Here is a 16,466-nt window from a genome sequence, read left to right on the forward strand (position 1 = left end):
GCGCCACCTCCGAAGTGATGCATGGCTTGTATCGCCGGTAACGGTCGGTCGCTGCCCTCGTCCTGCTCCCCGGGAGCACGCCTGGACGCTCTCGGCTCAGACGAAGGGCCGATCGTTCCTCAGTTGGCCGAGCAGGGCGGCGAAAGCCACTCGAGGAAGCTCGAGGTGCCCGGCTTCGGGGTTCTTGCTGTCGCGGAAACCGATGGCATGAGGAAGGCGAGCCAATTCGACGCACTCACCTGTGCCGCCTTGGCCACTGTGACTGCTTTTCCGCCAAGTCGTCATGTGCGCATCCTCGCTATCCACTCGAGTGATTGGTCCTCGCTCCAAGCCCGCGCAGAGATCTGCTCGAAGCGTACCGCTACGTCGGCCGCCTCGCCTTGATCCTCTACGACTCGTCCGACGTCGAGATTAGTTCCTGCGAACGCGGCTCGGGCGCCCTTCGGAAGGTCGAAGCAGCAGAAGGAGCCGTCCAAGCCGATATGGGGCGCTGCACCTTCTGGCAGGACACGGATTGAGACGTGGTGTAGCTCGGCGAGCTTGAGAAGCAGGTCACGCTGGTCCTCCATGACGGCAGTGCCTCCCATCGGTCGCAGAGCGACCTCGTCGAGCACGGCCCAGATCCGGGGATCGTTGGCGAGCATGGCGGCCTGGTGTTCCATGCGCCTCGCGACCGCGGAGTCGATGTCGTCCACCAGGCCGGCGGCATGCCCTGCGCCGAGGAGCGCCCTGGCGTAACCCTCCGCTTGGAACGGGAACGGGATGATGTTGCCGCTGTAGAGGCGCAGGACGGATGCGTCGCGCTGGTATCTCCGGAGCTTCTCGGACCAGTTGGGGTCCACCCCGAGCTTGGCGTAGCGGAGGAGGATGGTGAAGAGGCCGCCGGTGTCCCACAGTTGGTCGAGGATCGCGGCTTCGCGTTCGTCGAGTTGGCGGGTGCCGCCCTCGTACTTGGAAACTTGGCTCTTCGTGCGGCCGGGGACGTTCATCTCATCGCTGGAGAACTGGTCGCTAATGCGATACAAAGTACGCCGGATCGGGAGATCCGGGTCAGGTTCACGCGGGAGGCGCGGGCCGTCCGGCTGGCGGTCTGGGACGCCTCGGAGGCCATGCCGGTCGCCAGACCGGTGGTGGAGTTGACGCTGGACGACATCGCTCCCGACCCGTGTGCGCTGGATGCGGGGTATGACGACGGGACGGGCGGATGGGGTCTGCCGATCGTCCAAGCGCTCGCGACGAGGTGTGGGGTGGAGCGGACGCGGCCCGGCAAGTGGGTCTGGGCGGAGGTCGCGTTCTGATGCACGGGCGACCTCTCCTATGGTGGCGAACGTATTGCGGGCGGAAAATCGCCGTGCGATACCTGGAGCATCTGTCCGTGGCCGTGCGGATGGACGGGTGGCGGTGCGTGAAGCTTTATCGGGACGAACGCTTCCCGGTTTCCGTGCCGTTGTTGTGGGTTTATGCGAGCGGCGTAGCCGAGGACGTGGGTGTTGTGGTCGAGGTGCGGGCCGTACCCGGGAATGGGTGGGCGTATTGCGAGGCGCGGCGGGGGCGGGACGGGTTTCTGTTTCCGTGCGGGGACGTCAACGCGGCGGCCGATCGGGTCGGGCGGCTGCTCAAGCGCCGCATGTTTCCGGCCACCTGGTGAAACGGGCGTCCGTGCCCGGGCGATGGCACGGACGCGCGGGTCAGTTGTCCGGGTCGGGTTCTGGGTCGTCCTTTTGCGGGGTGACGAGGAGGCCGAGCGAGTTGGAGCTGCGGATCCAGGCGCCGGTGATGCGGCGGTCGCCGGAGGGGCGCCAGTGCGCGGGCGGGTCCCAGCCGCCGCCCGAGCCGTCGAGTTTGAACTGGCCGAGGAAGAATGACCAGGTCAGGCCGCGTCGGTGAAGGTCGGTGAGGGCCTGGTCGACGGTGCGGCCGGTGAGGTGCAGGCTCGCCGGGCGGTCGCCGGGTCCGGGGTAGGCGTCCTGGTAGACCTCCCCGGGGCGGGCCTTGCGGCCGAGGACGATGTCGGCGCCTTCGAGGCGGAACATCGCACCGCCCAGCCTGACCCTGAGGGGGCAGGCTCCCTGGTCGGGCGGGCATTTCAGGTCGGTGTCGGACGTGCCGGTCACGCCGCCGGGCGGCTCGTCGCCGGAGGGCGCGTGCAGGGAGCCGATTCTGATGATCCGGCGTTCGCCGGCCGGGGACACCGGGACGATGCTGAGCCGGACGTCCAGCCCGAACTTCGCGAACGCCTCGCGGAACTCGCGCTGGTCGGCGTAGGCGTCCTTGACCTCGACCTCGTAGGCGTCCTTGCCCGTGACGTCGATCTGCACGGCGGCGTTGGCGTAGCTGCGGAGCGGGCCGGAGCCGTGGCCGGAGAGGACGATGAGCGTGGCAATGGTGGCGGTGACGGCCGTAGCGGCCAAGGCGGCGAGGCGGAAGCGGAAGCGCCGGCGTCGGACCGGGGGCGTGTCCGTGGTGATGGCGTTCAGGAGGGTGCGGGACGCTTCGTCCGATGTGGGGATGTCGTCGTCTCGGACGGGGTTCAGGGACGCCACGACGTCGTCGACCGGGTACGTCATGCCAGTTCGCTCCTCAGGACGGGCCTGCCCGGCTCCGGTTGGTCGACTCCGGCGGCCTGCAGAGCGCGCGCGAAGCGTTTGCGGGCTCGGTGGAGGCGGATGCTCACGGCGTTGCGGGAGCATCCGAGCACCGCGGCGATCTCGGGGACGGACAGGCCCTCCCACGCGACCAGGGTGAGCAGTTCGCGGTCCCGGTCGGGGAGGGTGCGGAACACCTCGGCCACGGGGGAGTCGTCAGGGGCGGGCGCGGAGAGTTCGGCGCGCAGCGCCGCCGTCTTGCGCGCGTGGCGCTGCTCGCCGCGCCGGTGGTTGGCGAGGACGCGGCGCGCCACCCCGTACAGCCACAGCCGGGCCCCGTCGCCGGCGGGGATGTCAGCGGCGCGCCGCCAGGCGATCGTGAAGGTCTCGGCGACGACGTCCGCGGCGTCATCGGGGGTGTCACAGCGCCGCAGCGCGTAGCCGAGCAGCCCTCTGTAGGTCGTGGCGTAGACGGCCGCGAACTCCTCTTTATCCATGTGGGGGGATCCTCCGCATGTGGCGTCCTCGGCGGTCACCCTTCACATGTCGTGGGATCGCCGGATCTTTCACCCGGCAAAGGATGAGATGCGGGCCCACACCTGCGCCGGCTGCTCCTCCTGGGCGAAGTGGCCCGCGTCCTGGACGATCGCCGTCGTGAGGTCGCGGACGCCCGCGTCGCGGAAGCCCTGCGCGTAGGCGTCGAGGTCGCCGCCCTCGCTGTCGCCGCGGAGGTAGAGGAGCGGGGTCAAGGTGGGGCCGGTGAAGGACGCGTTGTCCTTCGCATCCTGGGCGAAGGCCCGGTAGAGGTCGAAGCCGGCGGTGAGCGAGGCGCCGGTGTACGCGGCGACGTGGGCGGCCCGGGATTCGGGCGTGATCCGCGACGGATCGACTGACAGCACGTCGTAGAAGTAGTCGAAGTACTCCCGCTCGCGTCCCCGGACGAGCGTCTCCGGCAGCGCCGGGACGGCGTGCAGGCCGAAATGCCAGATGTAGGGGTTGCGCAGGACGTCGTCCCACGGGGCCACGCCGGGGATCACCGTGTTCATGATGACGACCCGCGCGGCGTCGTACCGGCGCAGGTAGGCGTAGGCGACCATGCCACCGGCGTCGTGCCCGACGAGAGTGAGATCGGCGAGTTCGAGGCGTTCCACGAGGCCGTGGACGATCGAGGCGAGGGCGAGCTTCGAGCCGCCCGTGGCGGGCCCGGTCGACCCGCCGATTCCGGGCAGGTCGATCGCGATGAGCCGGGCTCCGTCGGCGGCCTCCATGACGCCCGTCCACGTCCGCCACGACTCGGGCCAGCCGTGCAGGAACAGGAACGGCCGTCCCGCCGGATCGCCGGACTCGGCGACGTGCAAGGTGTGGTCGCCGACCGGAATGGCGGCATGGTTAATCGACATGGAGCATGTCTATCAAAGCACATGCTCCATGTCTAACCACTAGGCTGGAACCGTGAACGCCTACGAGCGGGGGACCGGGTTCCTGCTGGCCCGGATGGGGTCGCTGGCGGCGCGGTCGTGGACGGCGTTCCTCGCCGCCCACGACCTCACGCAGGGGCAGTACGCGGTCCTGGTGACGCTCGACGAGCACGGCCCGCAGGGGCAGCGGCGGCTCGCCGGGCTCGTCGCCGTGGACGCCCGCAACATCGTGACGGTGCTCGACTCACTGGCCGAGCGCGGGCTCGTGGAACGGCGACCGGACGACACCGACCGGCGCCGCCGCATCGTCGCGCTCACCGCGCACGGAAAAGCGCTCGTCAAGACGATCGCCGACGCGGCGGCCGAGGAGCAGGACGGCTTCCTGCGCGCGCTCGGCCGCACCGAACGCGCCCAGCTCAACCGCCTGCTGAGACGGCTCTACGACTCGCACCTCGACGGCGCCTGAAGGGGCACGGGGCGGCCGGAACCAGGGATCAGGACGGCTTCGGAAGCATCCGCTGCATCGCCTCGTGCGCGCCCGCGACCAGCTCGCGGCGCGGGAAGCCGTTGCGCTTCTGCGCGGCCTTGTAGTTGCCGCCGGCGACCCAGACCGGGCCGTCGGACAGGTGCTCCAGCCCCTCGCGGGCGATGTCGTCGGGCTCGGCGACGTTGAGGCCCGGGATGTCCATGTTGAGGCCGGCACGCTCCATCGCCGGGGTTCGGGTGACGCCGAGGACGAGCTCCAGCACGTCCACGCCGTGCTCGCGCAGTTCCAGCCACAGCCCCTCGGCGAAGACGCGGCCGAACGCCTTCACCGCCGCGTAGATGCTGATCTGCGGCTGCCCCATGTAGCCGGCGAGCGAGCCGACCAGCAGGATCCCGCCGCGCCCGCGCTCCTTCATCAGCGCGCCGAAGTGGTGCGTCAAGGAAAGCTGCGCGGTGATGTTCAGGTCGATGACGCCCTGGAAGCGGTCCAGGTCGCCGGACACGAACTCGTGGCCGTAGCCGTTGGCGCCCGCGTTGAAGACCAGGAGCCCGACGTCCAGGCCGTCCGTCACCTCGCAAATCGTCTTGAGCGGGTCGGGGGCGACGAGGTCCAGCTCGATGGTGCGGACCTCGACGCCCTTCGCGCGGACCTCCGCGGCGGTGCGTTCCAGCGGCCCGGGCTTGCGGGCGATCAGCACGAGGTTCAGCCCCGCGTCGGCCAGCCGGTGGGCGAAGGCGGAGCCGACGCCCTCGGAGCCGCCGGCGATGACGGCCCACGGGCCGTAGCGGTCGATCATTGCTCTCCGTCCAGGTCCGGGGCGACCCGCGCGCCCGCCTCGGGGTTCAGCTCGGCGGCCAGGACGCGGGCGCCCTCGGCGGCGAACCGGCGGGCCACACCGCGGCGGATGCCGTCGCCCGCGCCGGTGACGATCGCGGACCGGCCGGCGAGGGCGTCACTCGTCCATCACCCGGATCGCGCCGGTCAGCGCGGCCTCCTGGATCGCCGAGCGCAGCGCCGGGCACGTCTCGTGCGGGTCCGCGGCGAGCTCCGGGCACGCGGCCCGGGCCTCGGCCGTCCACTGGATGCTGGTCTGCTCCCAGCTCGACTTGCGCACCAGCACCTCGGCGGCGCAGCGGCGGCAGCGGACGGGCAGCAGCGGCCCGTCCACCAGCCGTTCGTCCTGGCGGATCGTCACGCCGAGGCCCCTTCGGCCGCGCGGCGGGCCAGGTTCTCCTCGACCTCCTTCTCCCACGACTCGACCGGACGGGTCGTGTCGATCTCGAACTCGAACCGGTCGGTCATCTCCGGCCGCACGTCGGCGACGTCCACGTAGAACTGCTGGTACCAGCGGCGCAGCTGGTAGACCGGCCCGTCCTCCTCGCACAGCAGCGGGTTGTCGATGCGGGCCTTGCGCTTCCAGATCGCGACGTCCTGCTCGAACCCGGTGAGGATGAAGCTGGACAGCTTCTCCGCGGTCGCCTCGGCGACCTCCGGCGGCAGCTTGTCGCTGTGCTGGACGATGATCCCCGAGTGCAGCGAGAACGAGTGCTCGTCGATCGGGTAGTGGCAGTTGATCAGCACCGAGTTCAGGTCGTAGCCCTCGTAGTGGTACGTGAGCTCGTCGATCATGAAGGACGGCCCGTGGTAGGACGCCACCGAGGAGTTGCCGAGCATCCGCGGCCCGCCGCTCCCGCTCCCCTCGCGGCGCGCGTCCGGCCGGCTCTTGCCCTTCATGATCTGCGTCGCGACGGTCCCCTCGAAGATGTTCTTGAAGTACGTCGGGAACGAGTTGTGGATGTAGAAGAAGTGCGCCATGTCGACGACGTTGTCGATGATCTCGCGGCAGTTGGTGTGGACGACCTGCTCGGTCCAGCGCCAGTCCGTCCAGTCGTCGCGGGTGGCGCCCTCGATCCGCGGGATCGTCACGTCCGCCGGCGGCTGCTTGCCCTCCGGGTCGTTCCAGACGAACAGCATCTGGTCCTGCTCCATCGTCGGCCACGCGGCGGTCCGGGCGCGCAGCGGGACGCGGCGCGAGTACGGGATCCTCTTGCACCGGCCGTCGCCGCCCCAGCGCCAGTCGTGGAACGGGCAGGCGATCTCGTTGCCCTTGACGGTGCCGTCGGACAGGTCGCCGCCCATGTGCCGGCAGTAGCCGTCCAGCACGTTCGTCCTGCCGTCCGCGCCGGTGAAGACGACGAGCTTCCCCCCGAACGCGTTGACCGTGTGGGGCTTGCCGTCCTTGAACTTCTCGGCCAGCCCGAGGCAGTGCCATCCCCGGGCGAAACGGGAGGAGACGGCCTCCGCCTCGATCTTGCGGACGGCGTCCGGCTCGGTTGCTGTCACGTGGATCATCCCTTCGGCGATGGACCGGTGATGCGAACGTTAGGTCGCGCCCCGCCGTCCGGTCCGGGCAGTCTCGGTGGCCGGGACGCGCGTCCGCGCGGCGGCACGCCGCCATGGTGTCCTGCGAGGGCCGGACGAGGGAAGACGGGAGCGAGGAGCGGGGATGAGCAACGAGGTCCTGGAGGCCGTGCGCGGGCTGCTGCCGGGGATCGCCGAACGGGCCCGGGCCGTGGACGAGAGGGGCCGCATCCCGGCGGAGACGATGAAGGAGCTCACCGCCGCCGGGGTGTTCCGGATGCTGCAGCCGGCCCGGTACGGCGGCGCGGAGGACGACCCGGTCGCCTTCTACGAGGTGGTCCGGGCGGTGTCCGGCGCGTGCGGGTCGACCGGCTGGGTGACGGCCGTCCTCGGCGTGCACTCCTGGCATCTCGGGCTGTTCCCGGACGAGGCGCAGCGCGAGGTGTGGGAGCCGGGGCCGGACGTCCTGGCCGCCTCGTCGTACGCGCCGATCGGCCGGCTCACCCCCGTGGACGGCGGGTTCGAGGTGTCGGGCCGGTGGGCGTTCTCGTCCGGCTGCGAGTTCGCGGACTGGGCGCTGCTCGGCGGCCTCGTCGTCGGCGCGGAGGGCCGCCCGGTCGACTTCATGACGGTGCTCGTCCCGAGGACGGACTACGAGATCAAGCAGGTGTGGAACTCGATGGGCCTGCGCGGCACCGCCAGCGACGACATCGTCGTGGAGCGGGCGTTCGTGCCGGCGCACCGCGCGATGCGCAACTTCGACCAGGCGCAGCTGCGCACCGCCGGCCGCAAGGTCAACACCGGCCCGCTGTACCGGCTGCCGTTCGGGACGATCTTCACCACCACGGTCGCGGCCAGCGTGATCGGGATGGCGGCGGGCTGCCACGACCTGTACGTGGCGCGGATGCGCGACCGGATCCGGCTGAGCCTCGGCGGCGGGCGGTTCGTCGAGGACCAGTTCGCGCAGGTCGCGGTGGCGCGGGCGGCGTCGGAGATCGACGCGGCGATCCTGCAGACCGACCGGAACGTCCGGGAGATCTACGCGTACGCGGTCCGCAACGAGAAGATCCCGATGGAGCTGCGGCTGCGCGCGCGCCGCGACCAGGTGCGCGGCACCGAGCGGGCCATCGAGGCGATCGACATCCTGTTCAAGACCGCCGGCGGCAACTCGCTGCACCGCGGCAACGTGATCGAGCGGGCGTGGCGGGACGCGCACGCGGGCAGCGTGCACGTGGCCAACGACGTCGAGCACGCGCTGTCGATGTACGGGCGCGGGGAGTTCGGCCTCGCGGTGGAGGACAACCTCGTCTGATACAAATGTGGATCTTCTTCACGAATCGCCCGTGCGGCGGGGGTGCGGCGGGTTACTGTGACGAGCTTCGATCTCACCTGCCGCCCGGAGCCGCGCGATGACCGACGACCAGCCGCCCACCCAGATCCCCACGGACGTCCCGGCGTCGGCGCGCATCTACGGCTGGACGCTCGGCGGCAAGGACAACTACGAGATCGACCGCAAGTTCGCCCTCGAGTACCTGCCCCACTTCCCCGAGATCGTGGACATCGCGCGGGAGAACCGGCTGTTCCTGTACCGGGCGGTGCGGTACCTGACGCAGGAGGCCGGCATCCGGCAGTTCATCGACATGGGCTGCGGGCTGCCGACCGAGAACAACGTCCACCAGGTCGCCCGGAGCTTCGCCGACGACGCCCGCGTCGTCTACGTCGACATCGACCCGATCGTGCTGGCGCACGGGCGGGCCCTGCTGGCCGGCGACGGCACCACCACGGTCATCAACGCCGACATGCGCGACACCCGGGCGATCCTCGACGACCCCGAGACCAAGCGGCTGATCGACTTCTCCGAGCCGGTCGCCGTGCTCTACCTGTCGATCGGCCACCACCTGCTGGACGGCGACGACCCGCGCCGCGTCGTCCACGGCGTCCTCGACCGGGCCGTGCCCGGCAGCCACCTGGTGTTCACCCAGATCACCTCGGCCGACCCCGCCCGCCGCGCCGGGATGGACGCCGCCGCGAACGGCGCCGGCATGCCGTGGCGGACCCGCAGCCGCGAGGAGGTCGACGCGCTGCTCGCCGGCCCCGCCCCCGTCGAGCCGGGCCTGGTGGACATCCGGGACTGGCGTCCCGACCCCGGCCAGCCGCCGCTGGCGCCCGTCCCCGCCGAACTCGCCCAGTTCGCCGGCGCGTCCAAGAACCACCCCGACCTCTGCGAGTACGGCGGCGTCCTGGTCAAGTGACGCCGGAAAAGGGCTTGGGCGCGACGACGCCCGCCTGGTAGGTTGCCCGGGATCGTGAAGGAACGCGAGGAGGTGAGACCCATGAACGCTGGATCGAGGTGGGTGCTCCCCCTTTCGTCACGGTCGTGCGGCTGACCTAGGTGTCGCCGGGAGCGCCCCGAAACAGGCACTCCCGAAAGGCAACACCATGAACTCTCTGCAATTCACCGCCGAGACGTCGGCGAACGGCGTCCGCGAACGCGACTTCACCGTGGACGGGCTTCCCGGTGTCCTCTGGTCGCCCGAATCCGGCGCCGGCCGCGCGCCTCTGATCCTGATGGCCCACGGCGGCGGCAACCACAAGAAGTCGCCGGCGATGTCGGGCCGCGCGCACCGCCTCGTCACCGGCTGCGGCTTCCACGTCGCCGTCATCGACGCTCCGGGGCACGGCGACCGTCCCCGCACGCCGCACGACGAGCAGGAGATCGCCGAACTGTTCCGGGCGCGGGCGGCGGGCGAGCCGGAAGGCCCGATCGTCGTCCGGTACAACGCCCACCTGGCGGAGCAGGCCGTCCCGGAATACCGCACGACCCTGGACGCCCTCCAGGAACTCCCCGAGATCGGCCCCGACGGCCCGGTCGGCTTCTTCGGCCTGAACATGGGCACCGCGATCGGCGTCCCGTTCGTGGCGTCCGAACCGAGGATCTCCGCCGCCGTCTTCGGCCTGCACTGGCCCGACGCCCTGGCCGAGGCGGCGAAGCGGATCACCATTCCGATCGAGTTCGACCTCCAGTGGGACGACGAACACATCCCGCGCGAATCCGGCCTGGCGCTGTTCGACGCCTTCGCCTCAAAGGAGAAGACCCTGCACGCCAATGCGGGCGCGCACAAGGAACTCCCCAGATTCGAGGCCGACAACGCCGTCCTCTTCTTCACCCGCCACTTCGGCCGCCCGCACTAGCCATTGAGTTGCGGTGAGTCGTTGTTATGGCGGCGGCCATAACGACGACTCGCCGTGCGGGTCAGCAGGTGGTGGGTGGGGTTCGGCCGGACTGGAGGGTCTGGACGAAGGTCAGGGCGTCGTCGAAGGACGCGTTGATGCTGGCGCGGTGGTCGGCGCCGGGGTACTCGCGGTAGGTGATGGCCGGGTACCGCTTGCACAGGTCGGCGACCAGGGCCGTCGTCGCGGCGGGGGAGACGGCGGTGTCGGCGGAGCCCTGCGCGACGAGGGTGGGGACGCGCAGGTCGAGGCCGGTGGCCTCCTGCGAGTCGAAGTACTTCTCGAACTCGGTGAGGTCGGCGGCCGGGCGGAAGACCTGGGACAGCGGGATCGACGCGCCCGCCTCGCGCAGTTGGGCGAGGCACGCGGTCGTCTGGCCGGACGCGAGGACCTTCGCGGCCCGGTCGGTCAGCAGGCTCTCCGGCTGGAAGGACGGGTTCGCCGCCTTCGCGCCGTTGAGCAGGACGAACAGGAACGGCAACGCCGCCTCCGCGCCCGGGTACCCCGCCTGCACGTACTGCGCGGTCTCGGCCATGTGCGAGCCGGGCGCGATCGACACCGCGCCCTTCAACCGGACGTCCTTCGCCCTCTTCGCGGCGGCCGTGTAGAGGGTCGCCTGGCCGCCCTGGCTGTGGCCGGCGACGTAGAAATTACGTCCGATGTGCGGGTCGACGCTGTGGGCGGCGCGGACGATGTCGATGACCGTGTTCGCCTCGCTGGCGCCGTTCATGTAGGGATGCCCGTCCGGCGTCCCCATGCCCTCGTAGTCGGTCTGGACGACCGCGAATCCGTGCGCGACCCACTTGTCGAGGAAACCCTCGGTGATCGACAGGTAGTCGTGGGCGGGTCCGGTGGCGGTGTCGCGGGACGGGGCGCAGACGTCGGCGGTGCCGGTCGTGCCGTGCGCCCAGCTGATCACGGGCCAGCGGCCGCGCGGGGCCTTGCCCTTCGGGACGGCGACGGTGCCCGTCACCGTGATCCGCCTGCCTCCGACGCCCTCCGAGACGTAGCCGATCGACCGGGTGACCGAGGCGGACGGCAGCGCCGCCGCGGTGTGCAGCGGCCGGCTCGTCAGCAGCCGTCCCCGGTGCCCGGCGTCGGCGTGGGCGTGGGCGGGGACGGCCGTGACCGCGAGCCCGGCGGCGGCGGCGACGGCGGCGATCGCGGTCGCGCGTCCCCTGGCTGATCTCACGCGTTGCTCCTTCTCATGTCCTGGACGGCGCGGTAGGCGAAGGCCATCGCCGATCCGATCGGGATGCCCGGGCCCGGGTAGACGGGTCCGGTGAACGAGGCACTGGTGTTGCCCGCGGCGTACAGGCCGGGGACGGGGGCGTCGGCGGTGTCCAGGACGCGGCCGTCGGGGTCGGTGCGCAGCCCGCCCTTCGTACCGAGGTCGCTGAGGACGATCTTCGCCGCGTAGTACGGCGGCTCGCCGACCGGGGCGAGGCCCGGCTTTCCGCCCGTGAAGAACAGGTCGTAGGGGTCCTCGCCGCGGTGGAAGTCCTCGTCCACGCCCTTCTCGGCGAAGCCGTTGAACCGTTCCACGGTGGCGGCGAGCGCGTCCGCCGGAAGGCCGGCCGTCGCGGCCAACTCGGCGAGGGAGCCCGCCTGGATCCAGGTACCGGACGCGACCTGGTCGTCCAGCGACACCGGCGGGACGGAGATCGCCGGCAGGCCCTTCGAGCGGGCGTCGAAGATCAGGTGGAAGGGGCCCTCGGCGGCGGCGAGACGGCGGCCCATCTGGTCGTAGGGCAGGGACTCGTTGGCGAACCGGCGGCCCGAGCCGTCCACGATGAGCCCGCCGCGGAAGCCGAGCGTGAACGCGGGCAGGCCGTCCGGGGTGAGGACGCCCGGGCAGAACCACGCCTGGTCCAGCAGGCCGGTGGACGCGCCGATCGCGGCGGCGGCGGTGATCGCGTCGCCGGTGTTGGCGCCGTCCGGGGCCATCGTCCAGGCGGCGGCGCCGGGCACGCCGCGCTCGTCGCGGAGCGCGGCCGACGCCTCGAAGCCCCCGGCGGCGAGCAGCACGCCGCGCCGGGCGCGCAGCCGGACCGGACCGTCCGGCGTCGCCGCGGTGACACCGGTGATCCGGCCGTTCTCCGCGCGCAGCCCGGTCAGGGCGGTCCGGGTGCGGACGGCGCCGTTGCCGGTCGCGGTGATCGCCAGCAGCAGCCGACCGATCAGCGCCCGGCCCTGCACCAATGGCTTGGACGTGGAATGCCCGCGCCCGGCGCGGTCGCGGTCGACCGGCGGCCGGACGAGCCCGGCGAGATCACCGAGCCGTTCGGCGGGCAGCGGCAGCGGGACGAACGACCGGCCCATGGCCAGCCGCCCGGGCGCGTCGAAGTAGTCGGGGAACGGCTGGAACTCGAACTCGATCGCCGGGTCGTTCTCCAGGAACTCCACCAGCTCCGGCGCCGTCTCCAGGAACGCCTTGCGGTGCGCGGCGGTGCCGTCGCCGAGCAGCGCCCGCAGGTAGGTGCGCGCCCCGTCGGTCGAGTCGCCGATCCCGGCGCGCTCCTGCACCCGCGTCCCGGGCAGCCAGATCGCCGACCCCGAGTAGGCGGACGTCCCGCCGAGCAGCCCCGTCTTCTCCAGGACGGCCGTCCGCAGGCCGGCGGAGGCCGCGGCCAGCGCGCCCGCCATCGCGCCGGCGCCCGAGCCGGCCACCACGACGTCGTACTCGTCGTCCCACGCTTCCCCGGCGTTTCCCATCCGACGTCCCCTCCGAGCCCTCGGGTCCTGGCGCGGGCACAACGTAAGCGGGGGCGCGGCGCCCGGGGACGGCCGGTCCCACTGACCGGTATCGACGATCGCGGGACGTGCCGGGGAGCCGGATATTCTTCCTTGTCAGCACAGGAATGGACCCCTGGGGGAGGACCGTGGCGAGGATCGCGTCGGCGAGGCTGTCCGCCGAGCCGAACTCACCCGACCAGCACGACCGCCGCCAGCGCATCCTCCGCGCGGCGGCGCGGATCGGTGCGGAGAAGTCCCTCGAGCGCGTCCAGATGCACGAGGTCGCCAAGGCCGCCGGGGTGGCGATCGGCACCCTCTACCGGTACTTCCCGTCCAAGGTCCACCTTTTCACCGCGGTCATGGCGGCGCAGGTCGACCGGCTGCGCGAGCAGGTCACCGAGCCGCAGCAGGGCACCGCTCCCGAGGACGCGGTCGCCGACATGCTGGTGCAGGCCAGCCGGTACCTGATGGCGCAGCCGGTGCTGTCGACGTCGATGCTGCACGCGTCCAACACCGCGCACGTCGCGACGGTCGCCGACACCGTCCACATCGACAACACCTTCCGCGAGATCCTGCTGCGGGCCGTGGGCATCGAGGTGCCGACGGCGAAGGACATCACCCTCGTCCGCCTGCTGATGCAGTGCTGGTACGGCGTGCTGCAGTCGAGCCTGAACGGGCGGGCGTCGATGGCGGACGTGGAGAGCGACATCCGGCTCGCCTGCAAGCTGCTGCTCGCGCCGCGCTCCAACGCCCCCCGGAACGCGCCCGAGTAGGCGCTCCCGTTCAGATGCGCCGTTCAGATGCGCCGTTCAGATGCGCCGGGTAGACGCGCCCGGGTAGGCGCTCCCGTTCATCGGGATCGTCCCGGCGGGGGATCCGGGGGCGCGGTTAGCGTTCCCGCATGAATCGCTACGACGGCGTGAAAGTGCTGCTCACCGGGGCCGCGTCGGGCATCGGGCGGGCCACCGCGCACCGGCTCGCCGCCGAGGGCGCCGCCGTCTACGCGGTGGACCGGTCCGAGGACGGCCTCGCCGAGACCGCCGCCGGCGCCACCGGCCCCGGGACGATCACCACGCGCGTCGCGGACGTCGCCGACGAGCCCGCCGTGATCACCGCCGTGGACGGCGCGGCGGAGACGCTCGGCGGCATCGACGTGCTGGTCAACGTGGCGGGCGTGCACAAGACCACGCCGATCGCGACGCTGTCGGTCGCGGACCTGACCTGGATCTTCAACGTCAACCTGATCGGCACCGCGCTGTTCTGCCGGGAGGCGCTCCGGCACCTCCCGGACGGCACCGGAGTGATCATCAACACCGCGTCGCTGTCGGCGACGCAGGGCAACCCGTACATGACGGCCTATTCGGCGTCCAAGGGCGCGGTGCTGTCGTTCTCGCTGAGCCTGGCGGCCGAGCTGACCGCGCGCCGCATCCGCGTCGTGCCGATCTCCCCAGGAACCGTGAACACCCCGCTGACCAGGGCGGACATGTTCCCGCGCGGGACCGACCTGAGCTACTTCAGCCGGATCGTCGCGCCGTTCGGCGTCGCCGATCCGGAGCAGATCGCGTCCGTCATCGCGTTCGCGGGGTCGTCCGACGCCGGCTACCTGACCGGTGCCGAGCTGCGCGTCGACGGCGGCTCGCACCTGTAGCGCCGTCCGGTTTATTCGAAGGGAGTCGTCCATGGGACGCACCATCGCCGTGAGCGGGTCGGCCTCCGGCATCGGGAGGACGCTGGCGGAGCTGCTGCGCGAGCAGGGCGACGAGGTCGTCGGGGTCGACCTGCGCGACGCCGAGGTGTGCGCCGACCTGAGCACGGCCGAGGGCCGCATCCAGGCGGTCGCCGGGGTTCTGGAACGGTCCGGCGGCGCGCTGGACGGCGCCGTCGCCTGCGCCGGTGTGACCGGTCCCACGCCGCTGACCGTCCAGGTCAACTACTTCGGCGCGATCGCGCTGCTGGACGGCCTGCGCCCGGCGCTGGCCGAGGCCCGCGCGCCTCGCGCCGCCGTCGTCGGGTCGATCTCCGGCACGCAGCCGGTGGACGACGCGGTGCTGCGCGCCTGCCTGGACGGCGACGAGCCGGCCGCGCTCGCTGCCGCGGACCGCGTCCTGGAGGCCCGGCGGGGCAACCGGCTCTACCCGTCGTCGAAGTCGGCGCTGGCGCAGTGGCTGCGGCGCGTCTCGGTCACCCCGGAGTGGGCGGGCGCCGGGATCCCGCTGAACGCGGTCGCGCCCGGCGTCGTCCGGACGCCGATGAGCGCGCCGCTGTTCGAGGACGAGAAGATGTTCAAGATCATGAACGAGGCGGTGCCGATGCCGCTGAACGGCTACGCGGACGCGATCGTGATCGCCGAGGCGCTCGCCTGGCTGGTGTCGCCCGCGAACTCCCACATGGCGGGCCAGGTCATCTACGTCGACGGCGGCGCCGAAGCCACCCTGCGCGGCCCCTCCGTCTTCTGATCCGCGGCACGGTCCACCACGCGGGAAGCCATGGGATTCCTTACGACGCGAGCACGGCGATCAGCCCGCCGACGTATACGACCGCGAAGGTGCCGGCCACGGCTGCCGTGTGATCGCCCCAGGCTACGCCCGGCCGCTCCGCTGGGCATGGCCGGAACGGGCGTGCGGCCGTTGGAAAGGTCCGAAGGCCGCCCCCCGCGCCGGGGGCGCCCTTCGGACGTTCGGGTCAGCGGACGTTGGTGCCGGTGTTGTCCAGCTTGGCGACGCTGTAGGCGGCGTAGGTCCGGTGCGGGTCGCGGTCCTCGAAGTACGGGGTGATCTGCTCGCCGAACTCCTCGACGGAGAACACGCCGTCCGCGGCGGTGAACTTCTGCTCGACGGTCGGCGCGGCCATCAGCGCGACCATGTCGCCGTACACGATGAACACCTGGCCGCTGATCTTCTCCGCGGCGGGCGAGGCGAGGTAGCCGACGAACGTGCCGACGCGTTCGGGCGCCATCGCGTCCAGGCCGCCGGGGGAGGTGCCCTCGGCGAACGTCGCCTCGGTCATCGCGGTGCGGGCGCGCGGGCAGATCGCGTTGGCGCGGACGCCGTACCGGGCGAGCCCGGCGGACGTCGACAGGGTGAGCGCGACGATGCCGGCCTTGGCCGCGGAGTAGTTCGGCTGCCCCGCCGAGCCGAACAGGAACGCCTCGGACGCGGTGTTGACCACGCGGCCGTAGACCGGGCCGCCGGCGGCCTTGCTCGCGGCCCGCCAGTGCACGGCGGCGGCGCGCGACACCGACGCGTGCCCCTTGAGGTGGACGCGGAGCACGTCGTCCCAGTCCGACTCCGCGAGGTTGAACAGCATCTTGTCGCGCAGCACGCCGGCGTTGTTGACCAGCACGTCCAGGGAGCCGTAGGTGTCGACGGCGGCGGAGACGAGCGTGTCGCCCATCGACCAGTCGCCGACGTCCCCGGTGACCGCGATCGCGCTGCCGCCCGCCTCGGTGATCTCGGCGACGACCTTCTCGGCGGCCTGTCCCATGTCGTTGACGACGACGTTGGCGCCGCGCGCGGCCAGCGCGAGGGCCTCGGCGCGGCCCAGCCCGGCGCCCGCGCCGGTGACGACGGCGGTGCGGCCCGCCAGGGAGAGGTCAGCGTTCATCGGTGCTCCCGGTGTGTCCGTGCGATTCGGCCGGACACGGAGGCT

The 16,466-nt window shown here is 71.7% G+C and carries 21 protein-coding genes; 9 read left to right on the forward strand and 12 right to left on the reverse strand.

Annotation, left to right across the window (positions count from 1 at the left end):
- Positions 1 to 96 precede the first annotated feature (96 nt).
- A complete protein-coding gene (locus QP089_RS36240) occupies positions 97 to 285 on the reverse strand; it encodes a DUF397 domain-containing protein (RefSeq protein WP_285918054.1) in 189 nt (62 codons plus the stop codon).
- Positions 282 to 989: a DUF5753 domain-containing protein gene (locus QP089_RS36245; RefSeq protein ID WP_285918055.1), complete on the reverse strand. Its 708-nt coding sequence runs from the start codon at positions 987 to 989 to the stop codon at positions 282 to 284. Before QP089_RS36245 ends, QP089_RS36240 begins: the two co-directional genes overlap by 4 nt.
- Between QP089_RS36245 and QP089_RS36250 the strand changes: the two genes are divergently transcribed.
- Together QP089_RS36250 and QP089_RS36255 are read left to right on the forward strand one after the other, a co-directional pair.
- The gene (locus QP089_RS36250; protein ID WP_285918056.1) at positions 960 to 1,298 is read left to right on the forward strand and encodes an ATP-binding protein; all 339 of its coding nucleotides are present in this window, start codon (positions 960 to 962) and stop codon (positions 1,296 to 1,298) included. The two genes, QP089_RS36245 and QP089_RS36250, sit on opposite strands and share 30 nt — an antisense overlap.
- A gap of 77 nt (positions 1,299 to 1,375) precedes the next feature.
- Entirely contained in the window at positions 1,376 to 1,648 is a 273-nt protein-coding gene (locus tag QP089_RS36255) for a glycosyltransferase family protein (RefSeq protein ID WP_285918058.1), read from the forward strand.
- Positions 1,649 to 1,688: 40 nt separating this feature from the next.
- Here QP089_RS36255 and QP089_RS36260 read toward each other — a convergent pair whose 3' ends face one another.
- The 3 genes from QP089_RS36260 to QP089_RS36270 all read right to left on the reverse strand — a co-directional run bounded on the left by QP089_RS36260 (position 1,689) and on the right by QP089_RS36270 (position 3,985).
- Complete coding sequence (locus tag QP089_RS36260; RefSeq protein WP_285918060.1) at positions 1,689 to 2,567, reverse strand: hypothetical protein; 879 nt, start codon at positions 2,565 to 2,567, stop codon at positions 1,689 to 1,691.
- Positions 2,564 to 3,082, reverse strand: a complete 519-nt coding sequence (locus QP089_RS36265; protein ID WP_285918062.1) for an RNA polymerase sigma factor — start codon at positions 3,080 to 3,082, stop codon at positions 2,564 to 2,566. Before QP089_RS36265 ends, QP089_RS36260 begins: the two co-directional genes overlap by 4 nt.
- A 69-nt stretch (positions 3,083 to 3,151) precedes the next feature.
- Complete coding sequence (locus QP089_RS36270) at positions 3,152 to 3,985, reverse strand: alpha/beta fold hydrolase (protein WP_285918063.1); 834 nt, start codon at positions 3,983 to 3,985, stop codon at positions 3,152 to 3,154.
- 52 nt (positions 3,986 to 4,037) lie between these two features.
- Here QP089_RS36270 and QP089_RS36275 point away from each other — a divergent pair, with 52 nt between their 5' ends.
- A complete protein-coding gene (locus QP089_RS36275; RefSeq protein WP_285918065.1) occupies positions 4,038 to 4,469 on the forward strand; it encodes a MarR family winged helix-turn-helix transcriptional regulator in 432 nt (143 codons plus the stop codon).
- A gap of 28 nt (positions 4,470 to 4,497) precedes the next feature.
- Here the strand turns inward: QP089_RS36275 and QP089_RS36280 are convergent, their stop codons facing one another.
- From QP089_RS36280 to QP089_RS36295, 4 genes are read right to left on the reverse strand one after another with little or no spacing between them, the layout of a single operon-like run.
- Positions 4,498 to 5,286 (reverse strand): SDR family NAD(P)-dependent oxidoreductase, encoded by a 789-nt coding sequence (locus QP089_RS36280; RefSeq protein WP_285918066.1) that lies wholly within the window; start codon positions 5,284 to 5,286, stop codon positions 4,498 to 4,500.
- Positions 5,283 to 5,420 (reverse strand): SDR family NAD(P)-dependent oxidoreductase, encoded by a 138-nt coding sequence (locus QP089_RS36285; RefSeq protein ID WP_285918230.1) that lies wholly within the window; start codon positions 5,418 to 5,420, stop codon positions 5,283 to 5,285. Before QP089_RS36285 ends, QP089_RS36280 begins: the two co-directional genes overlap by 4 nt.
- A gap of 22 nt (positions 5,421 to 5,442) precedes the next feature.
- Positions 5,443 to 5,685, reverse strand: coding sequence for a ferredoxin (locus QP089_RS36290; RefSeq protein ID WP_285918067.1), 243 nt, complete (start codon positions 5,683 to 5,685; stop codon positions 5,443 to 5,445).
- Positions 5,682 to 6,842, reverse strand: coding sequence for a 3-ketosteroid-9-alpha-monooxygenase, oxygenase component (locus QP089_RS36295; protein ID WP_285918069.1), 1,161 nt, complete (start codon positions 6,840 to 6,842; stop codon positions 5,682 to 5,684). Before QP089_RS36295 ends, QP089_RS36290 begins: the two co-directional genes overlap by 4 nt.
- A gap of 154 nt (positions 6,843 to 6,996) precedes the next feature.
- Between QP089_RS36295 and hsaA the strand changes: the two genes are divergently transcribed.
- From hsaA to QP089_RS36310, 3 genes are all read left to right on the forward strand, one after another.
- Positions 6,997 to 8,163, forward strand: a complete 1,167-nt coding sequence (gene hsaA, locus QP089_RS36300) for a 3-hydroxy-9,10-secoandrosta-1,3,5(10)-triene-9,17-dione monooxygenase oxygenase subunit (protein WP_285918071.1) — start codon at positions 6,997 to 6,999, stop codon at positions 8,161 to 8,163.
- A 97-nt stretch (positions 8,164 to 8,260) separates the two neighbouring features.
- Positions 8,261 to 9,103 carry an SAM-dependent methyltransferase gene (locus QP089_RS36305; protein WP_285918073.1) on the forward strand — a complete coding sequence of 281 codons (843 nt, stop codon included), beginning with the start codon at positions 8,261 to 8,263 and terminating at the stop codon, positions 9,101 to 9,103.
- A gap of 187 nt (positions 9,104 to 9,290) precedes the next feature.
- Positions 9,291 to 10,043: an alpha/beta fold hydrolase gene (locus QP089_RS36310; protein WP_285918075.1), complete on the forward strand. Its 753-nt coding sequence runs from the start codon at positions 9,291 to 9,293 to the stop codon at positions 10,041 to 10,043.
- Between the two features lie 61 nt (positions 10,044 to 10,104).
- Here the strand turns inward: QP089_RS36310 and QP089_RS36315 are convergent, their stop codons facing one another.
- Positions 10,105 to 11,274 carry an alpha/beta hydrolase family protein gene (locus QP089_RS36315; RefSeq protein WP_285918077.1) on the reverse strand — a complete coding sequence of 390 codons (1,170 nt, stop codon included), beginning with the start codon at positions 11,272 to 11,274 and terminating at the stop codon, positions 10,105 to 10,107.
- Complete coding sequence (locus QP089_RS36320; RefSeq protein WP_285918078.1) at positions 11,271 to 12,797, reverse strand: FAD-dependent oxidoreductase; 1,527 nt, start codon at positions 12,795 to 12,797, stop codon at positions 11,271 to 11,273. Before QP089_RS36320 ends, QP089_RS36315 begins: the two co-directional genes overlap by 4 nt.
- A 167-nt stretch (positions 12,798 to 12,964) precedes the next feature.
- On the opposite strand from QP089_RS36320, the gene QP089_RS36325 reads away from it, so the two are divergent.
- The 3 genes from QP089_RS36325 to QP089_RS36335 all read left to right on the forward strand — a co-directional run bounded on the left by QP089_RS36325 (position 12,965) and on the right by QP089_RS36335 (position 15,274).
- On the forward strand, positions 12,965 to 13,591 hold the full coding sequence (locus tag QP089_RS36325) for a TetR/AcrR family transcriptional regulator (protein ID WP_285918079.1): 627 nt from the start codon (positions 12,965 to 12,967) through the stop codon (positions 13,589 to 13,591).
- 128 nt (positions 13,592 to 13,719) lie between these two features.
- Complete coding sequence (locus QP089_RS36330) at positions 13,720 to 14,466, forward strand: SDR family NAD(P)-dependent oxidoreductase (protein WP_285918081.1); 747 nt, start codon at positions 13,720 to 13,722, stop codon at positions 14,464 to 14,466.
- Between the two features lie 31 nt (positions 14,467 to 14,497).
- Complete coding sequence (locus QP089_RS36335) at positions 14,498 to 15,274, forward strand: SDR family oxidoreductase (RefSeq protein WP_285918083.1); 777 nt, start codon at positions 14,498 to 14,500, stop codon at positions 15,272 to 15,274.
- Between the two features lie 226 nt (positions 15,275 to 15,500).
- Here QP089_RS36335 and QP089_RS36340 read toward each other — a convergent pair whose 3' ends face one another.
- Positions 15,501 to 16,421 carry an SDR family NAD(P)-dependent oxidoreductase gene (locus tag QP089_RS36340; RefSeq protein WP_285918085.1) on the reverse strand — a complete coding sequence of 307 codons (921 nt, stop codon included), beginning with the start codon at positions 16,419 to 16,421 and terminating at the stop codon, positions 15,501 to 15,503.
- Between the last annotated feature and the right edge of the window lie 45 nt (positions 16,422 to 16,466).

Source organism: Actinomadura opuntiae (assembly GCF_030283205.1).
In the GTDB taxonomy this organism is placed as follows: domain Bacteria; phylum Actinomycetota; class Actinomycetes; order Streptosporangiales; family Streptosporangiaceae; genus Spirillospora.

Coding starts and splice junctions, on each gene's coding strand:
- QP089_RS36320 (WP_285918078.1), bottom strand. CDS start 12,797: ATGGGAAACGCCGGGGAAGCGTGGGACGACGAGTACGACGTCGTGGTG.
- QP089_RS36295 (WP_285918069.1), bottom strand. CDS start 6,842: ATGATCCACGTGACAGCAACCGAGCCGGACGCCGTCCGCAAGATCGAG.
- QP089_RS36280 (WP_285918066.1), bottom strand. CDS start 5,286: ATGATCGACCGCTACGGCCCGTGGGCCGTCATCGCCGGCGGCTCCGAG.
- QP089_RS36335 (WP_285918083.1), top strand. CDS start 14,498: ATGGGACGCACCATCGCCGTGAGCGGGTCGGCCTCCGGCATCGGGAGG.
- QP089_RS36240 (WP_285918054.1), bottom strand. CDS start 285: ATGACGACTTGGCGGAAAAGCAGTCACAGTGGCCAAGGCGGCACAGGT.
- QP089_RS36330 (WP_285918081.1), top strand. CDS start 13,720: ATGAATCGCTACGACGGCGTGAAAGTGCTGCTCACCGGGGCCGCGTCG.
- QP089_RS36245 (WP_285918055.1), bottom strand. CDS start 989: ATGAACGTCCCCGGCCGCACGAAGAGCCAAGTTTCCAAGTACGAGGGC.
- QP089_RS36340 (WP_285918085.1), bottom strand. CDS start 16,421: ATGAACGCTGACCTCTCCCTGGCGGGCCGCACCGCCGTCGTCACCGGC.
- QP089_RS36310 (WP_285918075.1), top strand. CDS start 9,291: ATGAACTCTCTGCAATTCACCGCCGAGACGTCGGCGAACGGCGTCCGC.
- QP089_RS36305 (WP_285918073.1), top strand. CDS start 8,261: ATGACCGACGACCAGCCGCCCACCCAGATCCCCACGGACGTCCCGGCG.
- QP089_RS36270 (WP_285918063.1), bottom strand. CDS start 3,985: ATGTCGATTAACCATGCCGCCATTCCGGTCGGCGACCACACCTTGCAC.
- QP089_RS36260 (WP_285918060.1), bottom strand. CDS start 2,567: ATGACGTACCCGGTCGACGACGTCGTGGCGTCCCTGAACCCCGTCCGA.
- hsaA (WP_285918071.1), top strand. CDS start 6,997: ATGAGCAACGAGGTCCTGGAGGCCGTGCGCGGGCTGCTGCCGGGGATC.
- QP089_RS36265 (WP_285918062.1), bottom strand. CDS start 3,082: ATGGATAAAGAGGAGTTCGCGGCCGTCTACGCCACGACCTACAGAGGG.